The organism is Nonomuraea dietziae (assembly GCF_014195505.1).
Classification (GTDB): domain Bacteria; phylum Actinomycetota; class Actinomycetes; order Streptosporangiales; family Streptosporangiaceae; genus Nonomuraea; species Nonomuraea roseola.
In genome coordinates, this window is the sequence record NZ_JACIBV010000001.1 from 705392 (window position 1) to 728438 (window position 23047).

A 23047-nucleotide genomic window follows, 5' to 3' on the forward strand; every position below is an offset into this window, starting at 1 on the left:
TGTGGCCGTGTCAGCCAACCGGGTCATCCGCGCGCTGGTGGGAGTGCTCGCGGGCATGGCCCTCGGCGTCGTCGAACTCGCCTTCCTCCTCCTGGCCTGGCCCGTCACGCTGCTGCCCGCCACCCTGTTCCCCACCGCGCGGCCGGCCGTCGACAGAGGCGTCGCGAGGCTGCTGACGCTGGAGCGGGCCAGGCTCGCCACGTGGCTCGAGCACTCTCCGACGGGGGAGGGCGGCGGCTACGGCTACCTGGCCGTCCGCGCGGCAGTGGGTGTCGTCGGCGGCTACTGCTGCGCGACGCTGGTCTTCCTGGGCGGCCTGCTGCTGGTCGGCGGCGTGTGGGAGCTGATCGGCGGCCACGCGCACGTGGTGCCCGTGAACCTGCCCGGTGTGAAGGTGGTCACCAACAGCGCCGCGGTAGGGGTGAGCGGTGCGGTCGCGCTGCTGGCGCTGGCCGTGCTCGCCGTCCTGGCCATGGGGACGGCCGAGCGGCGGCTGGCCGACCACTTCCTCGGTCCCGGCAGGCACGAACTGATGCGCAGGCGCATCGCCGAGCTGACCGCGACCCGTTCCGGCATCGTCAGGGCCGTCGACGACGAGCGGCGCAGGATCGAGCGCGACCTGCACGACGGCGTGCAGCAACGAGGGGTGGCGCTGGCCATGCTGCTCGGCCGCGCCAAGCACAGCCCCGACCAGGCCAGGACGGCCGAGCTGGTCGCGCAGGCCTACACCGAGTCGCGTCAGCTCCTGGACGAGCTGCGCAGCGTGGCGTGGCGGATCTACCCGACCGCGCTCGACGAGCTCGGCCTGCGTGCCGCGCTCGCAGGGGTGGCCGAGCGGGCCGGCGTGCCGGTGACCGTCCACTACGGACTGACCGAGCGGCCCGTCTCCGAGGTCGAGACCGCGCTCTACTTCGTGGCCAGGGAGGCGATCACCAACGCGGTCAAGCACGCGGGCGCGCGTGACATCCTGGTCGTGTTGACCGAGGACGAGCGGACGGTGGGCGTGGCGATCTCCGACGACGGCGCGGGCGGCGCCGACCCCTCGGGCGGCGGGCTGTCGGGCCTGGCCAGGAGGGTCCTGGCGCTCGACGGCGAGTTCACCGTCGAGAGCGCGGAGGGCGGCCCCACCAAGATCGCCGCGAGGCTGCCGAAGGCGGCGCCGTGCGGCTGATCCTGGCCGACGACTCCGTGCTGCTGCGCGAAGGGTTGAGCCGCCTGCTCGAGGACGCGGGGCACGACGTCGTCGCGGCCGTCGGCGACGCCGCCGCGCTGCTCGACGCGGTCGAGCGGCACGAGCCCGACGTGGCGGTGGTCGACGTGCGCATGCCGCCGACGCACACCGACGAAGGGCTGCGCGCGGCGCTGGAGATCCGCGAGCGCTGGCCGGGCGTCGGCGTGCTGGTGCTGTCGCAGTACGTGGAGAAGACCTACGCGGCCACGCTCCTCGCGGGCACTACCGAAGGGCTGGGCTACCTGCTCAAGGACAGGGTCTCGGAGGTGGCCGACTTCCTCGACTCCCTCGAGCGGGTGCGGGGCGGCGGCACGGTCTTCGATCCCGAGGTGGTCAGGCAACTGCTCGCCCGCACCACCCACGCCGACCCGCTCAGCAGGCTGAGCCCGCGCGAGAGCGAGGTGCTGCGCCACCTCGCCGAGGGGTTCGTCAACGCGGCGATCGCCGAGCGGCTGCACGTGTCGCTGAGCACCGTCGAGAAGCACGTCAACGCGATCGTCGACAAGCTCGACCTGCCGCGCGACCCCGGCTACAGCCGCAGGGTGCTGGCGATCCTGCGCTACCTCGACGGCTGATCACGGCCTGCCCCCGAGGGTGCCCAGGTCGTGGGTGTAGAGCCAGGCCGTGGCCCTGTCGTAGAAGTGCCTGAAGACGATGGGCATGATCAGTTCGTTGAGGCGGCGCCTGAACGGGCCCGCGATCTTGGCGTCGCGGTTGCTCGCGGCCGATCGGGACAGCTTGCCGACCCTGGCTCTGCGCAGGCGGTCGTAGGCGGCCAGGCCGTCCTCGACGGTGGCGGCGCTCGCCACCGACTGGGCCAGGACGACGGCGTCCTCGATGGCCATCGAGGCGCCCTGTCCCGCGCCGACCGGGTGCGCGGCGTCGCCGACGAGCACGACACGGCCGCCGTGCCAGGTGGGGACCTCGGCCAGCGTGTGCATGAGGGTCGGACGGTGCAGCAGCGTGGTCGCCCTGATGATCGCGCTCGGCTGCCGCTCGGCCCGGTGGAGCGCGGTGAGGCGCTCGAGCCACTGCTCGTCGCTCACCCCCGCGAGTTCGGGCTGCAGGGGCTCGGCCACCTGCGCCGACCACCACACGGTTCCGTCGGGCGCGCCGAGGTGCAGGAAGGCGCCGTTGCGGGCGAAGACCATGTTGAACGTGCCAGGCCTGGACGCCACACCCTCGGCGATGCCGGAGACGGTGTAGAGCCCGGCGTAGGCGGGGGAGGGGGCCCGGGGGTCGAGGGCCCGCCTGGTGGCCGACCACAGGCCGTCGGCGCCCACGAGCAGGTCGGCGCGGGCGCTCGAGCCGTCGGCGAAGCGCGCCACGACGCCGTCGCCGTCGGGGGTGGTCCCTGTCAGCCGCCTGCCCGTGACGATCCGCGCCCCAAGGCCCCTTGCGTGCTCGCGCAGCGTCTCGACCAGATGGCCGCGCATCAGGGTGGTGCTCAACAGCGGGTCGTCGGCCCGCCGTCCTCGCGGCACCTCACCGAGGAGTTTGCCTGAGGCGGCCCACATGCGCTGGTCGGGTACGGCGAAGCCGGCCTGCCGTACCTGCTCCATGCAGCCGAGCGCCCGCAGACCGCGCAGGCCGTTGGCGGCCAGGCTCAGGAACGAGCCCACCTGACCCGCGGGGTCGGCATGGGCCTCGTAGACGGTGACCTCCGCGCCGATCCCGCGCAGCGCGATCGCGCAGGCAGCCCCTGCCACACCCCCGCCGATGACGATGACGTTCACACACACCCCTGAATTCGTATTCGGTGAATCTCGATTCGGTGAAATCGAACTCAGTATGCTGAGCGGCGAAGACGCGCGTCAAGCGGAAGGGGCAGCGGTGGGAGTGCGCAAGGAGAAGGCGGCGGGCACCGAGGCGGCGCTCAAGGAGGCGGCGCGGCGGCTGTTCGTGGAGCGCGGCTTCCCCAACACGAAGATCACCGACATCACCCGAGCGGCAGGGCGGTCGACGGGCTCGTTCTACGACCACTTCACCGACAAGGACGACCTGCTGCAGTCGTTGCTGCGCGACATGGAGGCGCAGGCGGACGCGGGCCTCGACGCCGGTGAGCACGAGCGCGACCACGATCTGGCCGACCGTGACCAGCTCCGGCGGCACCTCGCCGTCTCGTGGGGCGTCTTCCGCGACCATCTGCCGGTGGTGACGGCGCTGTTCCAGTCGATGATGTCCGACTCGCCGGGGTCGGGCAGGGTGTGGGAGAGCCTCGCCGCCGAGACCGGCCCGCTGCGCGACCACCTGGAACACATGCGTGAGCAGGGTCAGGTCCTGCCGGGCCCGCCCGAGCTGGTCGCTGCGGCCATGGGCGCCATGACCTCCCTGCTCGGCTACGCCGTGCTGACGGGGGGCGACCACGCCCCTGCCGCCTCCGACGACGAGATCGTCGACACCCTCACCGCGCTGCTGCACCACGGACTGGCCGGCGCGCCCACCTGTGAGCAGTGCGTCGGGGTCGTCCCCTCTGCGGGCGAGTCGTTTTCACCGTGACGGCGGAGCCGGGTCCGGCATGCCCCCGCGCAGGACGTTCGGATTTGAGGGGGGAGGGCCGGGACCGGGCGGGTGAGCCCGGGTCGCGGCCCTTGGTGTGTCTGGTGTGGCCGGCGGTCAGGCCAGGGTGTCCTGGAGCTTGATCTTGCCGTCGTAGATGACGAACTTCTGGTTGGCGTTGTTCATGCACTTCCACAGGCGGACCTTGGTGCCGTTGGCGCGGGAGTTGCCGACGTCCAGGCACATCGGGCTGGCGGTGTCGATGGTGTCCTTGATGACGATCTCTCCTCTCCTGATGACCCAGAGCTGGTTGGTGTTGCTGACGCATTGCCACAGCTGGACCTGGGCGCCGTTGGTGCGGGACTTGGTGGCGTCCAGGCACATGGGGGTGGCGGTGCCGGCGGTGTCCTCGACCTTGATCAGGCCGTTGTCGATCACGAACCTCTGGTTGGCGTTGCCGACGCATTGCCACAGCTGGACCTTGGTGCCGTTGGTGCGGGACTTGGTGGCGTCCAGGCAGACGGGGGCGTCGTGGGTGAGGGTGTCGGGGGCGGGCAGGTGGGCGGCGGCCGTGGCGGCCGCGGCGGGCAGGACGGTGGACGCGCTCACGACGGCGACGGCGACGCCGGCCAGTAGGTGGCGAGCAAGCAGCATGGTGCCTCCTGGGCAGGTTGATCAGAACGCGAACACCATCCCGCAACTGAGGGTGATTGACCAGTTGCGTTAGGTTAATGTCTGGTCATCCACGCAATTGATCGGCATTCCGCGCCCGTCCCCTTCGGCGTCCAGGGCAACCAGATCCTCCCGCGGCTCTAGGACGACAGGCTCAAGACGTGGGCCGCCTGGCGCGACCTCGCGACGGAGGCACGCGGTCACACCGCCGCCGCCCCGACCGCCCAACCCGGCGACCGATCCGCGGGAGAGCGCAGACCACACCAGGGGAACCCTCGGCCCTCATTCCACGGATGGATCACTTCTGAGACGCCCTGCAATCGCAGGGGCCCGTAGCATCCGCATCACATTCGCTCGACCTGCGATGATAACGGTCCGATGAAGGTCGGCGGTGTGCGCGCAGTGGTGGTTCGGCCGTCGCCACGATTCGGCACAATGACTGACGTGAGAGTCGAATTGCTCGGACCGTTCGAGGTCAAGAACGGCGACGGGGCCGTGGTGGAGGTTCCTGGGGTTCGGCTGCGCGCACTGCTGGCTGCACTCGCCCTCGAACCCGGCCGGATCGTCACGCGTGCGAGGCTGGTGGACTGGATCTGGGGGCAACGGCCGCCCGCGGACGAGGTGAACGCCCTGCAGGCGTTGGTGTCCAGGCTGCGCAGGGTGTTGCCGGACGGCGTGATCGAGGCGGAGTCCGGCGGGTACCGGCTGGCCGTGACCCCTGATGCCGTGGACGTGAGCCGGTTCGAGCACCTGGTGGCTCAGGCCCGTGCCGCCGAGCCTGCGGCGCGGGCGGATCTGCTGCGCTCGGCCTTGGCGTTGTGGCGAGGTACGGCCATGGCCGACATCGCCCTGCAAGACAGCGACGCGTTCGACGCCGTGGTCGCGCGTCTGGACGAGCTCTACGTCGCCACGCTCGGGGATCGGGTGGATGCGGATATCCGTCTCGGCCGTGGCTCGGAGCTGATCTCTGAGCTGACCGAGCTGGTTGCCACGTATCCGCTACGGGAGGGGTTCGTTGCCGCCTTGATGCGAGGGCTCGCCGAGGCGGGCCGTGGGAACGAGGCCTTGACCCTGTACCAGCGGACGCGCGAGCGGCTCGCTGAGGAGCTGGGCGCCGATCCGTCAGCCGAGCTGTCCGCGCTGCACACCGCGTTGCTCCGTGGCGAGTTGGGCGAGCGGGCGGAGCACCACAGGACGAACCTGCGCGCCGAGCTGACGAGCTTCGTCGGCAAGGACCATGACGTCTCCGCGGTCGCCGGTCTGGCCATCAGTTACCGACTGGTCACCTTGACCGGACCGGGCGGCTCTGGCAAGACAAGGCTGGCCACGGAGACCGCGCGAACGTTGCTCACCGAGCTGCCGGATGGGGCGTGGCTGGTCGAACTGGCCTCGGTGGGGGGCAGCGGTGAGCTGGCGCAGGCCGCCCTTACCGCGATCGGCCTACGTGACCAGGCACTGCTCGGCAGCGCGCGGGGTGGGGAGGCGATGGATCGGCTCATCGCCGCGGTCAGGGAGCGCGCCATCCTGCTGATCCTGGACAACTGCGAGCACGTGATCGAGGCGGCCGCGGCTTTCGCGGATCGGCTTCTGGGGGAATGCAGGAGGCTGCGGATTCTGGCCACCAGCAGGGAGCCGCTCGGTATCACCGGGGAGGTGCTGTGGCAGGTCGAGCCACTCGCGCTGCCCGCGCAGGGAGCCGACCCCTCCGAGGTCGAGTCGTCACCCGCGGTGCGGCTGCTGCGGGACCGCGCGGATCTGGTGCGCAAGGACATCGGTTCCGACGCGCACACCCTGGCGGCCATGACGCGGATCTGCCGGGCGCTCGACGGGATGCCGCTGGCGATCGAACTGGCCGCGGCACGGCTGCGCACCATGTCCATCGACCAGCTGGCACGCCGCCTCGATGACCGATTCCGTCTGTTGACCGGCGGCAGCCGTACGGCGCTTGCCCGGCACAAGACGTTGCGCGCGGTCGTCGACTGGAGCTGGGACCTGTTGACCGAGGCCGAACGCAGCGTGCTGCGGCGGCTGTCGGTGTTCTCCGGCGGGGCGAGCCTGGAGGCGGCCGAACGGGTGTGCGAGGACGAGGCCTTCGGCGGGCGGGAGGCGTTCGCCGAGGAGCAGGTGCTCGACGTGCTGACCGCGTTGATCGAGAAGTCGCTGCTGGTCGCCGACGGCGAGGACACGCCGCGCTACCGGATGCTCAACACCATCAGGGAGTACGCGGCGCACCGGCTCGCCGAAGCCGGGGAAGCCGAGCTGGCGCACCGGGCGCACCTTGCCTACTTCACCGAGCTGGCCGAGGCGGCCGAGCCGCACCTGCGTCGGGCCGAGCAGCTGGAATGGCTGGCCACGCTCGGGGCCGAGCACGACAACATCGGTACGGCCCTGCGCGGCGCGATCGCCGCGGGATGGGCGCACGAGGCCATGCGGCTGGTCGCGGCCGTGGGCTGGTACTACTTCCTCAGCGGGCACAGGGGCGAGGGCACGGAGTTGAGCATCGCGGCCGCCTCGCTGCACGGTGAGGTGCCCGATGCGGTGCGGGCGCTGGCGTACGGCATCGTGGCAGTGTTCGTGACCTCCGGGCCCGGCCGGGATCAGTATCAGGCGCGGGAGTGGATCGAGGAGGCGCACCGGCTCACCCAGCGCAGCGGGTATCGCCACCCGATCCTCGGGTTCATCGCGCCGTTGGAGCGGATGCTGCGGGAGCCGACGGGTTTCCTGTCCGCGTTCGAGCCGCTCGTCACCGGCGACGAACCGTGGGTGCGCGCGCAGGCCAGGCTCACTCGTGGCCGGCTGCGGCTCACGCTCGGCGGCGACGAGACTGACGTGGACACCGACATCGAGACCGCCCTCTCCGAGTTCCGCACCCTGGGTGACCGGTGGGGGATCTCGTTGGCGCTGACCTTCCTGGCCGATCGGCTCGCCATGCGCGGCGAGTTCGCACGCGCGTGTGTGCACCACGAGGAGGCGGTCACGGCGCTGACCGAGGTGGGCGGGGTCGAGGACGTGGTCGGCCTGCGGGCGCGGCAGGCTCAGCTGTACTGGCTGCTCGGCGATGAGCGATCCAGCACGTCCGCCATGGCTGAAGCGCAGCGGTATGCCGGTGGGATCACCTGGCCGGACGCGCTCGCCGACCTCGCGCTTTCGAAGGCGCAGCTGGCGCGCTGGCGCGGCGAACCGGACCTGGCCCACCAGCACCTGGCCACGGTGCGGGCGATGCCGGGCTACGAGGATCTGAGCGACATGGCCCGCGCCAGGGCCATGAACCTGTACGGCTACCTCACCGAGGATCTCGAGAAGGCCGGCCTGTATCAGAGCGAGGCGTTCCGCGCGGCGGTGGACTCGACGTATCCGCCGCTGATCGCCGAGATGTTGGTCGGGATCGCGGATCTCGCGCTGCGCCAGGGACAGTACGAGCAGGCCGTGCGATTGCTCGCGGCGAGCGACGGCGTGCGCGGTACGCCGGATCGTTCGCTGCCGGACGCTTCCAGGATCGCCGAGGAAACGCGCGATCGCCTCGGTGAAACCGTGTTCGCCGAGGCGACTCGTGCCGGGCAGCAGCGGGATTGGCGTGAGCTGGCCGAGATCACGCTCGCTTCGTGAAGGTCGCGCGCGCCCACAGGTAGCCGATCAACGAGAGCCACACACACCAGGCGATCGCCGCGACGGCCGACGGCGCGCGCAGGGTTTCGGTGATCGTCTCGCTGCAGACGTTTGCGAGAAACCGGGTGGAGCTGCTGTTACCGCTGACCGCTGTCCCGTTGTCCGTCAAGGCCGGTGAGGAGGTCATCGAGGGCCTTGTTGAGGGCTTCTGAGTTGGCCGGAGTGAACCATGTGGTGCGGATGCGTTCGTTGCTTCCGTTCGGGGTCTCGTGGTCGGCCGCGAGCTCGTGCAGGGAGCGGGTCTCGTCGCTCAGGGAACGACCGACGCCCTGGAAGAGGCTGCGAACGTAGCTGTCCGCATCGTCGGAGGCGATGCCGTGGCCGACGGCCCACGACGTGAGCGTGGCGAGGTACGAGTAGTGGGTGGTGAGCGTTCCCGTCAGCGCGGAGAAGACGTTGAACGCCGCCTCGTCCTCCACCGGGAGCGCCCCGCCCAGGTGTGTGAAGAGGGAGTGGACCGTCGGGTGTGAAGGGTAGGTCACCGTGACGGAGCGGCGTTCGCGTACGGCGGGCAGGGGGATGGCCCGTACCAGTGGGGCGTCAGTGGCCAGCGTCTGGCGCAGGTCGTCGATGCCGACGCCGGCCATCACGTTGACCACCACCTTGTCGGTGTCCACCTTCAAGCCGGCGAGTGCTTGGTGGCGGTCCTGACCGCGTACGGCGATGATCACCACCTCGGAACGGTCCACCACCTCCTGGTTGTCGGCGCAGACCCGCACGGACTCGAAGCGCTCGGACAGCTCCGCGACCGTGTCCGCTCCCCGAGGGGAGAGGAACACCTCCGGCGACTTGTCGCCTCCGTCGCACAGACCCGTCACGATGGCCCGGCCGATCTCGCCTACCCCGATGATGCCGATGCGCTTCACGCGTCCTTCTCCATTCACGTCCATGCGCGTCGCCTCTCCTCGGAGGCTTGCGGACCCGGCTGACGCTATCCGAACTCCGGATCGAAGCGATTGAGAAGTTTCGCGCCGCGACGCGATAATTTACGGTGAGCCGGCGTCGGCGCGAATCGTGCGGTGCGCTCATCTCCAGGGAGCTGTTCCTGAGGTCATTGTGACGACGACCTTGCCGGCCCTCGCGCGTCCCGCCTCGACGTAGGCGAGCGCTTGTCGCGCTTCGGTGAACGCGAAGACGCGGTCGACGACGGGCCGGATCGCGCCCGCGTCAATGAGCGAGGTGAGCTCACGGAACTGGTCTCCACTGGCCTTCATGAACAGGAACGAGTACGCCACGCGGTGGCGCCTGGCGCGGCGGCGGATCTGGAAGCTGAGCGCGCTCATCGCCAGCCTGACGATCGGATTGGCCCCGATCTCCCGGGCGAAAGCGGCGTCGGGCGGCCCCGCGATGCTGATGAGCTTCCCGCCGGGTTTGAGTACCCGCAGGGACTTGGTGAGGTTCTGGCCGCCGAGGGGGTCCAGGACGACGTCGTAGTCGTGCAGGACCGTCTCGAACGCCTGCTTGGTGTAGTCGACGATGATGTCCGCGCCCAGGCTCTTCACCAGGTCGACGTTGGCGGTGCTCGTGGTCGTGGCCACGGTCGCGCCCAGGTGTCTGGCCAGCTGGATGGCGATGGTTCCCACGCCGCCGGAGCCCGCGTGGATGAGGACCTTCTGGCCCGGCCGCAGGTGGGCCCGCTCGACCAGCGCCTGCCACGAGGTCAGGGCGACCAGGGGAAGCGAGGCGGCCTCGGCCATGGTGAGCGTGGCCGGTTTGATCGCGACGTCGTCCTGGTGCACGGCGATGAGGTCGGCGAACGTGCCGATCCGGTCCTTGCCGGGCCGCGCGTAGACCTCATCGCCCACGGCGAACCGGCTGACGGCCGCACCCACGTCGACCACCACCCCGGCCAGGTCGTTGCCCAGGATGAACGGGACCCGGTAGGGCAGGATCGCCTTGAACTCCCCGTCCCGGGTCTTGAGGTCGAGCGGGTTGACGCTCGCCGCGTGGATCCGGATCAGGACGTCGTCCGCGCCGACCCGCGGGTCCGGCACGTCACCGGCCCGCACACCGGCCTCGCCGCCGTAGCGTTCGACCATGAAGGCCCTCATCGTCGCCTCGCTTTCTCGTTGACGGCCGACTCAGGCCGGGTTCGGCGTGGTGGCCAGGCTCTGCTTGACGTTTCGTGTGGCCTCGTCGGCGAGGATCTCGGGCAGGCCGTTGGCGATGCCGTGCAGGACCTGGGCGGCGACGTCGGCAGGGTCGGCCTTCTCAGCGGCGACGCCGGCGGCCATGTCGGTGTCCATGAACCCGACGTGGAGCGCCGAGACGGCGATGCCGCGGGGCGCCAGTTCCTCGCGGACCGCGTTGGTCTGCGCCCAGGCGGCGGCCTTGGCCGCCGCGTAGGCCCCGACCCCGGCCGGATGCCACCAGGACAGCAGGGACAGGACGTTGCACACGGCGCCGCCGCCGTTGCCCTCGATGACCGGGGCGAAGGCCCGTGTCACGCCGAGCGTGCCGAAGAAGTTCGTCTCCATCTCCAGCCGCACAGCTTTCAGGTCGCTGACGATCAGAGGGGTGCCGGTGGAGATCCCGGCGTTGTTCACCAGCAGCGTCGCATCCGATGCGATCCGGGCTGCGGCCTGGATCGACTCCTCGTCGGTCACGTCCAGGCGCAGCGGGATGACGTCGGCCATGTCCACGCTCTGCGGGTGGCGCGCCGCCGCGTACACCTTCGCTCCGCGCTCCACGAGCTGGGCGGCCAGATGGCGCCCCAGTCCCCGGTTGGCGCCGGTGACCACGGCGACCGCGTCCTTCAGTTCCATGTCTGCTCCTCACGTCGCGGGGCTCATATGACCAAACCCACGAATAGATGATGATGACAATCTAATCTGGAGGATAGGATAGAAGTCAACCGACATCCAAAAGAAGGGGTGGCCGATGGGCCGCGCGTCACGGGCACAGGCACAGGAGAACCGCAAGCGGATCGTGGAAACCGCCTCCCAACTCTTCCGAGAGCAGGGCACACACGTCAGCGTCGCTGACCTGATGAAGGCGGTCGGCCTGACCCACGGCGGCTTCTACAAGCAGTTCGCCTCCAAGGAGGCGCTCATCGACGAAGCCACCGCCCACGCGTTCGGCGAACTCACCCGACGCCATACGGCTGCGCTCGAACTGCACGCCGGACAACTCGACGCCGCCCAGCAGGCGCTGATCGACGCCTATCTGTCCGTCGAGCATCGCGACAATCCCGCAGACGGTTGCCCCGTCGCCGCGCTCGCCGGCGACATGGCGCGCGAACCCAGCAACCATGAGGCCCACCGCGTCTATGCCAAGGGCGTCAGCGACTTCGCCGACCGGCTCGCCACCGAAGACCAGGACGGCATCACCCGGCTGTGCACGATGCTCGGCGCACTCCTCCTGGCCCGCGCCACCAAGGACTCCCCCCTGTCGGAGGAGATCCTCACCGCAGCCCGCACGGCCCTCACCGCGACCACCTGACGACGGCGGCCTTGGCCGCGGCCGGCTCGCCGGGCGTCACGGACCGTCGCGGCGCGCGCAGGACGCGCCGATAGCCGCGCCTGCCCTACCGCCACAATCCGTACGATCCTCCCCGAAGGCCTGCCCGTCACCCGGAGCGGCTCATGGCTAGCCTGAAAATCCTGACAGCCGAGAGCCGAGCCGACCCCTGCGGCTATGTCGAAGCCGTTGCCGAGCGGCGCGGGCGCGTGGCGCAGGCCTCGGCGATGCATCGCCGACCAGCGCGGCCGAGGCGAGCCGTACTCACGCCTGTAGCAGTTGCCGCACCCGGGCGGCCTCGCGGGTGAGGTGGTCGCGCTCCGGCAGGCTGGTCGCCGCGCGGGCGGCCTCGGCGTACAGCTCGGCGGCCTGCTCAAGGCCACCGGCGCGTTCGAGCAGGTAGGCCCGCACCGCGGCGTAACGGGGCAGGTCGGGGCTCACCTCGGCCAGTGCCGCCAGGCCTGCCTGTGGTCCGTCGGCCTCGCCGACCGCCACCGCGCGGTTGAGCCGTACGACCGGACTGCCGGTGAGGAGCAGCAACTCGTCATACCACTCCACGATCTGCAACCAGTCGGTCTCGGAGGTGCTCGGGGCGTCCGCGTGCAGGGCGGCGATCGCGGCCTGCGCCTGGTACTCGCCCAGCCGGTCGCGGGCCAGCGCCGCCTGCAGGATCGTCACTCCCTCGGCGATCAGACGAGTGTCCCAGCGCGATCGGTCCTGCTCGGCGAGCGGAATCAGGCGGCCTCCAGGGCCGGTGCGAGACGCGCGGCGCGCGTGGTGCAGCAGCATGAGCGCCAGCAGCCCCGCGACCTCGGGCTCGTCGGTCAGGGCGAAGAGCTGGCGGGTGAGGCGGATCGCCTCGGCCGCCAGGTCGACGTCCCCGCCATGCCCCTCGTTGAACACGAGGTAGAGCACGCGCAGCACGGTGGCCACGTCACCGGGCTGGTTGAACCTGACGGACGAGACGGTCCGCTTGGCCCTGCTGATGCGCTGGGCCATGGTCGCCTCCGGCACGAGGTAGGCCTGCGCGATCTGGCGCGTGGTCAGGCCGCCGACCGCGCGCAGCGTGAGCGCGACGGCCGAGGCCGGTGTCAGGGACGGGTGGGCGCACAGGAAGTACAGCTGGAGCGAGTCGTCCGCCATCTCGCCCTGGCCTGGCACGGGCTCGGCCTCGACGCGTACCTCGCGGTGCCGTCGGGAGGTGTCGGCGCGGGCGGCGTCGAGGAACTTGCGCCAGGCCACGGTGACCAGCCAGCCCTTGGGGTCGCCCGGTGGGTCGTCCGGCCACACGCGTACGGCCTCGATCAGGGCGTCCTGCATGGCGTCCTCGGCCGCCGCGAAGTCGGCTCCTCGGCGGACGAGGATGCTGATCACCGTGGGGGTGAGGGTCCGCAGCAGGGACTCGTCCACCGTTCGTCATTCCGTGATGGTCGGGGGCGCGTACAGGAACGGGCGCACCTCGAGCCACTCGTGGATCGGCTTGCCGCCCGCGCCCGGGGCCGCGGACAGCTCGGCGGCCAGCTCGAGCGCCCGCTCGTAGCTCTCGACGTCGATCACCATCCAGCCGGCGATCAGGTCCTTGGTCTCCGCGAACGGGCCGTCGGTGACCGGCGGACGCCCCTCGCCGTCGTAGCGGACGAACGTGCCCTCCGGGGAGAGCGCCTGGCTGTCGACGAACTCACCGGTGCTCTCGAGCCGAGCGGCGAAGTCCTGCATGTACTGCACGTGGGCCGTGATCTCCTCCGGCGTCCACCGGTCCATCGGCACGTCGTTGACCGCTGCCGGCGCGCCCCGGTAGTGCTTGAGGAGCAGGTACTTGGCCATCGTGTTCTCCCTTGTGCGGTACGGCCCATTGTGGCCGGTGTTCAGTGCGGGGACGGAGCCACGCGCGGATTCTCGACATCCGCTGCGACATTTTTTCGGCGGCTGTGTGCGCGGACCCCGCTCAGGCGCTTCGGCGTTCTTCGCGCTGCCGGACGAGCTCCTCGACGGCGCTCGGCAGGGTCGTCTCGAAGTCGATCAGTTTCGCCCACGTCGGGGTCACCACGATCCGCACCATGCCGTCGTAGAGGGAGCGCACCTCCGCCTCCCACCCGACCCGCTGCTCGGGCGTCATCTGGTAGCTGCCGTTCATCTGCAGGTACTCGTCCGGGATGCCGTCGACGACGTCCAGCTCGGCCCGGCCACGGACCAGCAGGATCTTGGGCGGGTGCACCTCGGTGTCGATCGTCAGGGCGACCATCGGGTTCTCGCGCAGAGCCGGGAGCTTCGGGGCATTCTTCGAGGTGCACATGACGATCTCCGAACCGTTCCAGGTGAACGCGATCGGGACGTTCCTGGGCGTGCCGTCCTTGGCCACGTACGCCAGCCGGGTCACGTCGCGTGCCAACAGCTCTCGGCTGATCGGCCGGTCCAGGATCTCGTTGATCTCGTTCGCTCGCATGGCCGTCCCTCCAGGGTGGTTGTCGTGATCCGCCCCAGGGACGGAGCCGTCTGAGCATTCTCGACACCGCCGGCCTTCTTCTCGCAGCCACCGCCATGGCAGCCGTGGATGGCGGCGACTCCGCCCTCGACGGCTCACGCCACTGGCCGAGTGCTTGCTGCGCAAGCCCCACAGGTGAGGACGGCTGAGGCCGCCGGGGAACACAAGACTGCTCTTTTCTGACGTCTCCCTCTAGATTTCCCGGCACGGACACCGAGGAGGACGCGTTGACGGAGCTGTGGGCATTGGGCGCGTGGGATCTGTCGGAGCTGGTTCGCGGTAGAGAGGTGTCGTGCCGGCAGGTGATCGAGGCGCACCTACGGCGGATCGACGGTGTGAACCACCGCGTGAACGCGATCACGGTCACGCTGGGGGAGGAGTCGCTCGACGCGGCGGACGCGGCCGACAGGGCGCTCGCGCGGGGTGACGAGGTCGGCCCCCTGTGCGGCGTGCCGATGACGATCAAGGAGAACATCGACGTCGCGGGGTCGGCGACGACGATGGGCATCGTCGCTCTGCGGGAGGCGATGGCGGCCGCCGACGCGCCTCCCGTCGCCGAGCTGCGCGCGGCGGGAGCGATCCCGATCGGCCGGACGAACATGCCCGAGTTCGGCATGCGCTGGCACACCGACAACGCGCTGCGCGGCGCGACGGTCAACCCCTGGTCCGCCGAGCACACGCCGGGCGGGTCGAGCGGCGGAGAGGCGGCCGCGGTGGCGACGGGAATGTCTCCGCTGGGAATCGGGAACGACGGCGCGGGCTCGCTGCGCTGGCCCGCCCAGTGTTGCGGCGTCAGCGCGTTGAAGCCCTCGTTGGGCAGGGTGGCACAGGCCGGGGAGCGGGCGGCCGGGCCGACTCCCTTCGCCTTCCAGCTGCTCGGCGTCCAGGGCCCGATCGCCCGGCACGTCCGGGACCTGCGCCTGGCCTTCGGCCACATGTGCGGACGGCCTGGCGGGGACCCGTGGTACGCGCCGGTGCCCCTGTACGGCCCGCCCCTGCCGGCGCCGGTGCGGGTCTGCGTGGTGACCGATCCCGACGGAGCCGAGACGGACCCGGAGGTGGCCGGCGCGTTGAGGCGCGCGGCCGGAGCCCTGGCCGACGCGGGCTACCTCGTCGAGGAGGGCCGGGCTCCGGCCCTCGCCCGCGCGAGTGAGATCTACACGCAGATCATGTCGAGCTACGGCCGGGTGCACCGGGAGCAGCCCCCTGTAGAGGCGGTCGCGTCCCCCGGGTTCGTGCACTTCTGGCAGGCGTACGAGCCGATCTGGACGCGAGCCGCAGGGGAGCAGGCGTTCGACCCGATGATGGAGCGGGCGTCCATCGCGCGCCTGTGGAGCGCGTGGATGAGCCGTACACCGCTGGTGCTCGCGCCGATTCGCACGCGTCCGGCCTTCCGGGTCGGATCGGATCTCGATCCCCGGTGGCTGGCCGACTGGCCGGACACGATGCGCCTGGCCGTGGTGGTCAACCTTCTCGGGCTGCCCGCGGTCGCCGTGCCTGTCGGGCCGGCCGGTGACCTGCCCCATGCCGTGCAGATCATCGGTCCGAGGTTCCGCGAGGATCTGTGCCTGGACGCCGCCGCGGTGGTGGAGGCGGCGATCGGGGCGCTGACGCCGATCGACCCGCGCTGACCAGGGCGCCGACCGCAGACACCCGATGGGAGCCCCTTCACTCGGGTCCGCGCGATGCGCCCCGAAGTGCACGCACTCAGCGTCACTCCGGCCAGTGCCAAGTCACCCCCTTCAAGAGGCGTTCACCACGTCACCGGCAGGGTGTTCAAGCCGTACACGACACTGAAGACCCGGAAGTCGACCTGCTCGTCCGCATCGGCCAGCGCGAGGCCGGGGAAGCGCCGCAGCAGGGCAGGGAAGGCGATGCGCATCTCCATCCACGCCAGCGGCGCCCCGAGACAGTGGTCCCCCGTGACCGAAGGCGACGTGGCCGGCGGCTCCCCGGGTGATATCGAGGGTGTCGGGATCGTCGATGAAGGCAGGGTCACGGTTGGCGGCGGGCAGCGAGCAGATCACGAGCGAGCCCGCGGGGATGGCACCGGCCGCGAAGTTGGCATCACGGCTTCAGGCGGGTGAGGTTGAGCTGGGCCAGCCGCTCGGGGTCGGACAGGATGTCGATCGTGGCGATCTTGCTGTCGGAGACGGTGAAGCTCATGACGGAGATGAGCCGGTCGTCGATGGTGTTGACCAGGCCGGCGAGGCCGTTGACGAGGGCCGGGTGGGTGGCGGCGCTGGTGGCCATGCGCTGGAAGGTGGCGAGCTGTCCAGCCACGGCCGTGGCCCCGCGGATGACCTTCATGCCGCTGGTGAGCATGCCGCCGTCGGCGCGCAGCACCACCTCGGGGTCGAGGATGGACACCAGCGCGTCGAAGTCGCCGCCGCGTGCGGCGGCCAGGAACGCATCCACTACCCGACGCTGAGTGGTCAGATCGGGGTCGGGGTTCGGGGCCGCGCCGCGGACGCGCTGGCGCGCGCGGCTGGCGAGCTTCTTGGCTGCCACGGGGGTGCGGTCCACGATGGGCGCGATCTGCTCGAACGGCATGCCGAACATGTCATGGAGCACGAACGCCAGCCGTTCGGCCGGGGTCAGCGACTCCAGGACTACCAGCAGCGCCAGGCCCACCGAGTCGGCCAGCAGCACTTCCTGTTCCGGGTCGGCGACATCCGCACGGCTGATCACCGGATCGGGCAGGCGCTCCTCCAGCGACTCCTCGCGCCGGGACTTGCGGGCGCGGAGCATGTCCAGGCACACCCGGCCGACCACGGTGGTCAGCCAGCCACCGAGATTGTCGATGTCACCCGAGTCCGAACGCGCCAGCCGCAGCCATGCCTCCTGGACCGCGTCCTCGGCCTCGCTCAGTGAGCCGAGCATGCGGTAGGCGACCGCCTTCAGATGGGGGCGGTGCCCCTGGAACTGGTCGGCCAGAAAGTCTTGCGGCGTCACGGTTGTCTTCCTCTCATCTCTGCCACGTCAGAGAGCTGACGCATCAAACCAGTCAAAGGTGACCGCGAACGAAACCGGTCACCCTCTTTCGCGCCATCCGTCACGCAGTCACGCCTGCCCAACCCCGCCCTGCTCGCCCCCGAGCTCAAGGACATCGGCGGCGCCCTGTACAAGGCGATAGGGAACGGCACGATCCCGCAAACCACCATCAGCCTGGTACAGCTGCGCGCTTGCCAGATCGCCGGCAGCACGTGGCTCACCGTCCTGCACACCGGCAACCTCCGCAAGGCGGGCGGGAGCGAGGAGAGCATCACCGTCGTGGTCTCCTGGCGGGACGCGCCCTATTTCACCGCCGCCGAAAGGGTCGCGCTGGAGCTGGTCGCATTACTGACCCCGAACCCGTCCGGCGAGCACGTGAGGGCACGGCAACCGTACCCCGCCCTGAGCAGGCCAGATCAAGGCCGCCCCCACCCAGCGCCGGCCCCGGCCTGTCCAACACCGACATCCGCAAGGGGAAACGAATCATGCACGTTCGGATGCGCGGTGCCGGACGCGGACACGCGATCGGGACCCTCATCCAGGCCGTGCGGCACGACAGGAGCAAGGCATCGTTCCGGCGGTCACGCTGATGCCGGCCGCCAAACGCGACTCAAGAGCCGCGAACCAGGGCTCCATGATGCGGCCGGCTCGGGCTGGCCAGCCCGATGGCTACCTTCTCGGCTCGTAGCGCATCGCCACCGCCCCCGAGCCGAACTCCCGCCGGCTCACGAGCTTCAAGTCGACATGCTTCGACAGCCCCGCGAACAACGTCGGGCCGTGGCCCGCGAGCCTGGGCTGCACCACGAACTCGTACTCATCGATCAAGCTTCACACCTCTCACGAACAGTCCCTTGCCCGATACCTGCTTGAGCTGCTGAACGGCCTTGCCCAGATCCCCGCGCACGAGTTCCGCGTTCCATCGACCCGCTCCAGGTGCTCGACACGACGTACTTCTTTGCCGCGTTGATCGTCTGGGCGAAGGGTTCCGTCCACTCAGGTCTCGCTCCCGTCGGCGCTGCGGCCGCCACGCTGCCTCCATCATTACGTAGGTCACCTGGCCGAAGAGGAGCGCATCGGCCTGGTTGAGGTTTCCGACGTGGTGACGATGCAGTCCGCGGGGACCGCACTCGCAGCACCCGTCCAAGGGGCGAGGCGTGGCCGCCCTGTTGCGCTCGGGCGACGATGTCGTGGAAGCGATCGTGCATGGCAGGTTGCACACGGGTGCCCGAGGACGCTCTGCGTGCTGGTCGACGGGTCGATGGCGGCCCGGCACGGGACCACGGTGGCCCGGATGTGGCAGGCACGGCGGATCCGGCCGTGGAAGGTGGAGACCTTCAAGCTCTCCACAGACTCGAGCTTCGAGTCGAAGCTGCATGACGTGGCCGGCCTGTACGTGAACCCCCCGGCTGCCGCAGCGTTGTGCGCCAGGCCGGGGGACGCGGCCGCCGGGTGACGGGCCGAGCGGGTCAAGAGCTATCGCACTGTGTAGAAAGTGCCCTAATATCCGCTCTCGTGATCGTCAATGTCCTCACCGGATTGGCCCTGCTGGCCGGTCCTGCAGCGGCCGACCCCGTGATCGGCGCACCCGAGCTGACCCATAACGAGCTCTACAAGAAGGGCAGGCTGGCCAAGATCAAGTGCTCGCTGGACAAGGGCACCAGCAAGGCCTCGACCGAGAAGTACGTCAAGAACCTGGTCGGCTGCCTCAACAAGGCCTGGGGCCCGTTGATCCCCGAGTATGAGGACGTTGACGTCAAGTTCCTCAAGAACCCCAAGGGGACCTGCACCGGGATCGAGTTCAAGGACTCCTTCATCGACCTGTGCTACGACGTCGACGTGCGTCTGGCCAACGACTGGATCAAGGCCAAGGACGACCTGGCCATCCAGATCCAGTTCGCCGGCGCCTTCGCGGGAGTGATCCAGGGCCAGACCGGGATCGGCCGCGCCTACTCGGCGCTGCCGAACAACGGCGACGAGAAGCTGCTCGACGAGCACCGCCGCCGCTTCGGCTACCAGCAGGACTGCCTGGCCGGGGCGACGATGAAGGCCCTGGGCCGCACGGCCAAGAACTGGAAGCCGCTGCTGCGCGCAGAGGCTCCCAATCCGGTCGACGAGGGCTACCGCAAGCACTGGCACTCGAAGGTGACCAAGAACGAGCTCCACTGGTTCACCCGGGGCTACCAGGCCGGCAGCCCCAAGGCGTGCAACACCTGGAAGGCCGCCGAGTCCAAGGTCAGCTGATGCAGTCCGCCAGTGCCCGCTCGTAGCGGGCCCGGCATCTGCCGAGCAGCTGGGGCTCGGCGATCCCTCCCAGGTCAGGAGGCATGGGGGAGAGGGGTCGAGACCCGCCAGGGTGACAGGCAGGGGCCCGTCATCAAGCGAAGGCCGTCCGGAGGAACTCGAGGATCTCCGCCCGCGCGGCCTTCGCCTGCGGCACCACGCCCGGCATGCTGAGGAACGCGTGCGTCGCTCCGGGATATTCGGTGAGCCGCGCGGGCGTCCCGGCCGCTCGCAGTCGTTCGGCGTAACCGCGTCCGTGATCGGCCAGCGGGTCAATGGTCGGCACCACCACGAGCGCCGGGGCCAGCCCGCTTAGATCGTCGGCATACAGCGGCGACATCGCACGAGGATCCGTTCCCGGCGGAACGGCGAACCGGCGGAGCAGCCGCATGTACGACACGGTGAGGGTTGGGCTGCTGGCGTGCTCGGTGAACGAGGCGTGGTCGTACATCGTCGAGGTCAGGTCGACGGCGGGGTTGACCAGCACCTGCGCCCGCAGCGGCAGGCCGGCTTCTCTGGCCCGGATCGCGGCCAGGGCGGTGACCATCGAGCCGGTGCTCTCACCGAAGACGGCGGTCCGCGCCGGGTCGACTCCCCACCGCGCGGCGTGCGCCACCACGTGCTGCAGCACGTCCCAGCCGTCGGCGACGGCCGCCGACAGCGGAGTCTCCTGGTCGAGGAGGCGGTGCTCGACCGAGACGACGACCGCGGGCAGTCGCGCGGCGAGGTGGCTGTTGACCCAGTCGCTCTGCGCCGCCGTCCCCACGAACCCGCCTCCGTGCACGTGGAGCACGAGCGGCAGGTCGTCGCGACCGGCGTCGCGCCCGGACGACGGACGGTACACCCGGACAGGGAGCCTGCGGCCGGGCAGCGCCACCTCCTGCCACTGGATCGCGGCGCCGCGGTCCGGACACCCGGTGACCACCCGCGCCAGGCGGGAGGCCCGCTTGCGGTTCTCCGCGTCGCGGAAGGCGACCAGTTCCTCGGCTGTCATCGCCGACCAGTCCGGCTCCTTGCCCAGGGCGCGCAGCAACCGGATGCCCAGCGGCGGCCGCTCCGTAATGGTGACCTCGCTCATGTCTTCTCCTCCGCCGAATAGTTTCGCTACCGTAAGTATCGATACCGAGAGTAGCGTAAGGGGATATCGTGTGGCCATGAGCCGAGCGAGCACATCCGCCAGACCGCCCGGTCGTCCGCGCTCCGGCGTCAACGCCGTGGTCTTCGCCGCGACGCTGAGCACGATCGACGAACTCGGCTACGCGCGTGCCACCGTCGACCGCATCGCCGCCGCGGCGGGCGTCGCCAAGACGACGATCTACCGTCGCTGGCCGTCGAAGGGCGAGCTGATCGTGGACTGTCTCCTGGACGCGTTCGGCCCGATACCGCTGGAGGGCGCCGGTCGAGCCGAGCTCATGTCCTCGGCCGTTCACTGGATCGCGGCGAAGATCGGCGAGCCTGGGGTGGGCGACGCGTTCGCAGGCGTGTTCAGTGACGCGGTCAGCGATCCGGCCCTGCGTGTGGTTCTGTCCACGCGGCTGCAGGACCGCTACCGGCTCGCGCTGCAGGACGCGCTCGGCGAGCCGGAGCACCGGGTCCTGTTCTTCATTGACGTCGTCGTCGGAACCTTGCTCCACCGGATGGGCATGACCGGCGAGCCGATGGTCGACGCCGACGTCGCCGCCCTGGTCGAGATGGTTCTGCCGTACTTCGCTGACGGCGCCGATCCGACCTAGACCTGCTGTCGGACGGACGGCGCAGGCGGTCAGAAGGCCGCCTGCGCCGCCACATCATCCACCCTCATCGGTGATCGCCTACTGTGGAATGTGTGATGAGTTCGCAGGTGCGGAACCCGCCCCGCCCGGCCGGAATCCGGGCCCCGGCGAGCTGGGCGGGAGCGGCGAGCGCCGCGCCTGGGCTGCTGGTCTTCACCGGGGAGATCGGCTCGGCCGCCTCACACGCGCACGCTGCCGTGCAGGTGCTGCTGGTGCTCGAGGGTGAGGTGCTGCTGACCGACCGGCGTGGCCGCCGGCGCCACGTGAGTGCCGCGGTCATTCCCGCGGGTGCCCGGCACGAGCTGAGCTCCACCGCCGGCGCGCACGGCCTGCTGGCCTACCTCGATCCGGCCGGTCGGGCGGGACGGGCGGCCACCGCCCTGGTGGCCTCCAGCGGCGACCCTGGCGAGGTGGAGAGTTGGCAGGCCGCCGCGCAACCCCAGGCAGGAGAGCCGGCGGACGCCGTCTCGCCGGTGTCGGCCGTGCTCTACTCGGCTGCCCAGCCCGAGGAAAGGGCCGGGCTGCCGGTGGCGCTGGCCAGCGCCCTGGAGGCGATCCCGCAGCTGATCAGTGGACCCCTGCTGCTGGAGGAGCTGGCCGCCCGCGTGGGCTTGTCGGCCAGCCGCCTGGGCCATCTGTTCGCCGAGCACCTGCATCTGCCGTATCCGGCCTGGCGGCGCTGGGCCCGGTTGCTGCATGCCATGGAGGCGGTGCGCGGCGGCGCGACGCTGACCGACGCCGCCCACCGTGCCGGGTTCGCCGACAGCTCCCACCTGACCCGCGCCTGCAGGGAGATGTTCGGCCTGGCCCCCTCGCACCTGCTGCACACCATCCGCCCCGCCACTGCCGGCGCCACCTGAACCAGCTGCTGACGGCAACGTCCACGGGGCAGCCTTTCGCCCCAAGGCCGGAGGGCAGATCCGGTAGGCCTGGAAGTCGGCGAGTTCGCCGACATTCTCCTGCGGCCGCGACGGCGATGCCTCCGTCACGGGCCCCAAGGTCAGCGGATCCGTCCAAGCCCCGGACGGCCGACCGCCGCGACGCTGGACGGCATGCACCGCACCCTGATCCAACCTGTGATCCGCTATGGCTACGTGCCGCTCATGCTGCTCGGCGTCAACGGCGCCGCCGTCGCCCTTGCCGCCTCCGGCGCCTCCAAGCTCTGGCTCGTGGGCCTGCTGCTGGCCGCGATCGGCTGTTCGTTCGCCGCCGAGCGGGCCCTGCCGTACGAGCAGGAGTGGAACAGCCCGGCCGGGGACGGCGGCCGTGACGTCGCCCATGCCAGCGTCAACGAGTTGCTGCTGCTCGTCAGCGTGGGCATCATCCCGCTGCTGGCCGCCACCGTCACCGTCGCCGATCTGTGGCCGCACTCCTGGCCCTTCGCACTGCAGGTGCTGGCCGCCGTCCTGATCGCCGACCTCGGCATCACGCTGACCCACTACGCCAGCCACAAAATCGGCGTGCTGTGGCGCTTCCACGCCGTCCACCACTCCATCAAGCGCTTCTACGGCTTCAACGGCCTGATGAAGCACCCCCTACACCAGACCCTGGAGATGAGCGCAGGCGTCGCCCCGCTCATCCTCATCGGCCTACCGCTCGACGTCGCCTCGGCCCTGGCCGTCACCGTCGCCGTGCAACTGCTGCTGCAGCACTCCAACGCCGACTACCGCATCGGCGCGCTCAAGTACGTGCTCGCCCTCAACGAGGGCCACCGCTTCCACCACCTGAAATGGGCCGGAATCGGCGACGTCAACTTCGGTCTGTTCACCCTGGTCTGGGACCACCTGCTCGGCACCTTCTCCTACGACCCCGCCCGCCGCTTCACCTCCGACCAGCTCGGCATGGCCGCCAAGCCGAACTACCCCACCGGCTACCTGGCCCAGCTGGCTGAGCCCTTCCGCGCCTCCGGCAGCTGCCACACCGCCGACGCGCCCACCGACGACGAGGTCCTGAGCGCCGCTCGCGACTGACGCCGCGGCGGCGCGCGGCCGG

General features: G+C 70.3%; 23 protein-coding genes and 1 pseudogene. 12 read left to right on the plus strand and 12 right to left on the minus strand.

The annotated features are described in order from the left end of the window. Positions 1-7: 7 nt before the first annotated feature. Entirely contained in the window at positions 8-1171 is a 1164-nt protein-coding gene (locus FHR33_RS03630; RefSeq protein ID WP_312895346.1) for a sensor histidine kinase, read from the plus strand. Continuing rightward, positions 1162-1806: a response regulator transcription factor gene (locus FHR33_RS03635; RefSeq protein WP_183643465.1), complete on the plus strand. Its 645-nt coding sequence runs from the start codon at positions 1162-1164 to the stop codon at positions 1804-1806. Before FHR33_RS03630 ends, FHR33_RS03635 begins: the two co-directional genes overlap by 10 nt. Here FHR33_RS03635 and FHR33_RS03640 read toward each other — a convergent pair whose 3' ends face one another. Continuing rightward, positions 1807-2967: an FAD-dependent oxidoreductase gene (locus FHR33_RS03640; protein ID WP_183643468.1), complete on the minus strand. Its 1161-nt coding sequence runs from the start codon at positions 2965-2967 to the stop codon at positions 1807-1809. A 97-nt stretch (positions 2968-3064) separates the two neighbouring features. Here FHR33_RS03640 and FHR33_RS03645 point away from each other — a divergent pair, with 97 nt between their 5' ends. After that, on the plus strand, positions 3065-3730 hold the full coding sequence (locus tag FHR33_RS03645; protein ID WP_183643471.1) for a TetR/AcrR family transcriptional regulator: 666 nt from the start codon (positions 3065-3067) through the stop codon (positions 3728-3730). A 117-nt stretch (positions 3731-3847) separates the two neighbouring features. Here the strand turns inward: FHR33_RS03645 and FHR33_RS03650 are convergent, their stop codons facing one another. Continuing rightward, positions 3848-4384 (minus strand): RICIN domain-containing protein, encoded by a 537-nt coding sequence (locus FHR33_RS03650; protein WP_183643474.1) that lies wholly within the window; start codon positions 4382-4384, stop codon positions 3848-3850. 396 nt (positions 4385-4780) lie between these two features. Here FHR33_RS03650 and FHR33_RS03655 point away from each other — a divergent pair, with 396 nt between their 5' ends. Next, entirely contained in the window at positions 4781-8008 is a 3228-nt protein-coding gene (locus FHR33_RS03655) for an AfsR/SARP family transcriptional regulator (protein WP_246451641.1), read from the plus strand. Positions 8009-8145: 137 nt separating this feature from the next. Here FHR33_RS03655 and FHR33_RS03660 read toward each other — a convergent pair whose 3' ends face one another. From FHR33_RS03660 to FHR33_RS03670, 3 genes are all read right to left on the minus strand, one after another. Continuing rightward, positions 8146-8934, minus strand: a complete 789-nt coding sequence (locus tag FHR33_RS03660) for an NAD(P)-binding domain-containing protein (protein ID WP_312895347.1) — start codon at positions 8932-8934, stop codon at positions 8146-8148. A 159-nt stretch (positions 8935-9093) separates the two neighbouring features. Next, entirely contained in the window at positions 9094-10107 is a 1014-nt protein-coding gene (locus tag FHR33_RS03665) for an NADP-dependent oxidoreductase (RefSeq protein ID WP_246451643.1), read from the minus strand. 42 nt (positions 10108-10149) lie between these two features. Continuing rightward, on the minus strand, positions 10150-10833 hold the full coding sequence (locus FHR33_RS03670) for an SDR family oxidoreductase (RefSeq protein WP_183643484.1): 684 nt from the start codon (positions 10831-10833) through the stop codon (positions 10150-10152). A gap of 115 nt (positions 10834-10948) precedes the next feature. Here FHR33_RS03670 and FHR33_RS03675 point away from each other — a divergent pair, with 115 nt between their 5' ends. Further along, complete coding sequence (locus FHR33_RS03675; protein ID WP_183643486.1) at positions 10949-11509, plus strand: TetR/AcrR family transcriptional regulator; 561 nt, start codon at positions 10949-10951, stop codon at positions 11507-11509. A 282-nt stretch (positions 11510-11791) separates the two neighbouring features. On the opposite strand, the gene FHR33_RS03680 is transcribed toward FHR33_RS03675, so the two are convergent. From FHR33_RS03680 to FHR33_RS03690, 3 genes are all read right to left on the minus strand, one after another. After that, positions 11792-12937, minus strand: a complete 1146-nt coding sequence (locus FHR33_RS03680; RefSeq protein ID WP_183643489.1) for an RNA polymerase sigma factor — start codon at positions 12935-12937, stop codon at positions 11792-11794. A gap of 6 nt (positions 12938-12943) precedes the next feature. After that, a complete protein-coding gene (locus FHR33_RS03685; protein ID WP_183643492.1) occupies positions 12944-13351 on the minus strand; it encodes a YciI family protein in 408 nt (135 codons plus the stop codon). A 121-nt stretch (positions 13352-13472) separates the two neighbouring features. Next, entirely contained in the window at positions 13473-13970 is a 498-nt protein-coding gene (locus FHR33_RS03690; protein ID WP_183643495.1) for a pyridoxamine 5'-phosphate oxidase family protein, read from the minus strand. A 266-nt stretch (positions 13971-14236) separates the two neighbouring features. Here FHR33_RS03690 and FHR33_RS03695 point away from each other — a divergent pair, with 266 nt between their 5' ends. Beyond that, positions 14237-15640, plus strand: coding sequence for an amidase (locus FHR33_RS03695; protein ID WP_183643498.1), 1404 nt, complete (start codon positions 14237-14239; stop codon positions 15638-15640). 122 nt (positions 15641-15762) lie between these two features. Here FHR33_RS03695 and FHR33_RS52415 read toward each other — a convergent pair whose 3' ends face one another. Both FHR33_RS52415 and sigJ read right to left on the minus strand, forming a co-directional pair. Continuing rightward, the gene (locus FHR33_RS52415) at positions 15763-15897 is read right to left on the minus strand and encodes a hypothetical protein (protein WP_312895348.1); all 135 of its coding nucleotides are present in this window, start codon (positions 15895-15897) and stop codon (positions 15763-15765) included. Between the two features lie 179 nt (positions 15898-16076). Beyond that, a complete protein-coding gene (gene sigJ, locus FHR33_RS03705) occupies positions 16077-16964 on the minus strand; it encodes an RNA polymerase sigma factor SigJ (RefSeq protein WP_183643501.1) in 888 nt (295 codons plus the stop codon). 177 nt (positions 16965-17141) lie between these two features. Between sigJ and FHR33_RS51545 the strand changes: the two are divergent. Continuing rightward, positions 17142-17333: pseudogene (locus FHR33_RS51545) on the plus strand (carboxymuconolactone decarboxylase family protein); the annotation flags it as partial. 339 nt (positions 17334-17672) lie between these two features. On the opposite strand, the gene FHR33_RS49745 reads toward FHR33_RS51545, so the two are convergent. Further along, positions 17673-17828, minus strand: coding sequence for a dihydrofolate reductase family protein (locus FHR33_RS49745; RefSeq protein ID WP_246451647.1), 156 nt, complete (start codon positions 17826-17828; stop codon positions 17673-17675). 415 nt (positions 17829-18243) lie between these two features. On the opposite strand from FHR33_RS49745, the gene FHR33_RS03720 reads away from it, so the two are divergent. Both FHR33_RS03720 and FHR33_RS03725 read left to right on the plus strand, forming a co-directional pair. Continuing rightward, positions 18244-18456: a hypothetical protein gene (locus tag FHR33_RS03720; protein ID WP_183643504.1), complete on the plus strand. Its 213-nt coding sequence runs from the start codon at positions 18244-18246 to the stop codon at positions 18454-18456. A 59-nt stretch (positions 18457-18515) separates the two neighbouring features. After that, positions 18516-19244, plus strand: coding sequence for a hypothetical protein (locus tag FHR33_RS03725; RefSeq protein ID WP_183643507.1), 729 nt, complete (start codon positions 18516-18518; stop codon positions 19242-19244). Positions 19245-19377: 133 nt separating this feature from the next. Here FHR33_RS03725 and FHR33_RS03730 read toward each other — a convergent pair whose 3' ends face one another. Beyond that, a complete protein-coding gene (locus FHR33_RS03730) occupies positions 19378-20361 on the minus strand; it encodes an alpha/beta hydrolase (protein ID WP_183643510.1) in 984 nt (327 codons plus the stop codon). A gap of 136 nt (positions 20362-20497) precedes the next feature. On the opposite strand from FHR33_RS03730, the gene FHR33_RS03735 reads away from it, so the two are divergent. The 3 genes from FHR33_RS03735 (at position 20498) to FHR33_RS03745 (ending at position 23025) form a co-directional block, all read left to right on the plus strand. After that, the gene (locus FHR33_RS03735; protein WP_312895349.1) at positions 20498-21016 is read left to right on the plus strand and encodes a TetR/AcrR family transcriptional regulator; all 519 of its coding nucleotides are present in this window, start codon (positions 20498-20500) and stop codon (positions 21014-21016) included. Positions 21017-21111: 95 nt separating this feature from the next. Further along, entirely contained in the window at positions 21112-21915 is an 804-nt protein-coding gene (locus tag FHR33_RS03740; protein ID WP_183659857.1) for an AraC family transcriptional regulator, read from the plus strand. 192 nt (positions 21916-22107) lie between these two features. Next, positions 22108-23025, plus strand: coding sequence for a sterol desaturase family protein (locus tag FHR33_RS03745; protein ID WP_183643516.1), 918 nt, complete (start codon positions 22108-22110; stop codon positions 23023-23025). The last annotated feature ends 22 nt before the right edge of the window (positions 23026-23047 follow it).